This is a genomic window from Aeromicrobium sp. Leaf272 (assembly GCF_001422865.1).
Taxonomy (GTDB): Bacteria; Actinomycetota; Actinomycetes; order Propionibacteriales; family Nocardioidaceae; genus Aeromicrobium.
This window is the reverse complement of sequence record NZ_LMMY01000009.1, coordinates 543,730-544,377: the sequence shown is the minus strand read 5'-3', so window position 1 is coordinate 544,377 and position 648 is coordinate 543,730. Positions and strand designations below refer to the sequence as shown.

Here is a 648-nt window from a genome sequence, read left to right as displayed (position 1 = left end):
CCCACGCGGCCGTCGACGCGGCGATGGTCGACGCGCCCGATCGGCCCGACCTCACGCTGCCCGGGCGCTGGACGCCGCACGTCACGCTCGCCCGTCGTCTCGGCGACGAGCAGCTCGCGCACGCGCTCGACCTCCTGGCCGGGATCCCGTCCGAGCTCGCGGGCGCTCCTGCCGCCCTGCGCCACTGGGACTCCGACGCGAAGGCGGTCCACGTCCTACGAGCACGCGGCGACGCGTGAGGGCGGGGCCGGCACGACGCCTCTCCAGGGGATGACGACACGTCGCGCCGGCGATCGTGGGCTCGGTCGACCGTGCGACGCCGGCCCGGGCCGCGCTGCCTACTGGGCGGCGTACCCGCCGTCGACCAGGTGGTAGCTGCCCGTCACGAACGTGGCCGCGTCCGAGGCGAGGAACGCCACGAGCGACGCGACCTCCTCGGGGGTGCCGAGGCGGCCTGTCGCGTGCTTGGCGGCGAGGGCGGCCTGCGCATCGTCGTCGAGGTTGGCCTCGAGCAGCGGGGTGCTGATGAAGCCGGGGCCGACGACCGTCACGCGGACCCCGTCGGCGCTGTGCTCGAGTGCTGCGTTCTTCGTCAGGCCGACGAGCGCGTGCTTCGTGGTGACGTAGGCCGAGGAGCCGGCGATGCCG

Annotated in this window: 2 protein-coding genes; one reads left to right on the top strand and one right to left on the bottom strand. The window is 75.2% G+C overall.

The window, feature by feature from the left end; all coding sequences use genetic code 11:
• The coding region (locus ASF38_RS04275; RefSeq protein WP_235497386.1) for a hypothetical protein at positions 1-239 on the top strand (239 nt) is incomplete at its 5' end.
• Between the two features lie 99 nt (positions 240-338).
• Here the strand turns inward: ASF38_RS04275 and ASF38_RS18330 are convergent.
• On the bottom strand, positions 339-648 hold a 310-nt coding region (locus ASF38_RS18330; protein WP_200914402.1), incomplete at its 5' end, for an SDR family NAD(P)-dependent oxidoreductase.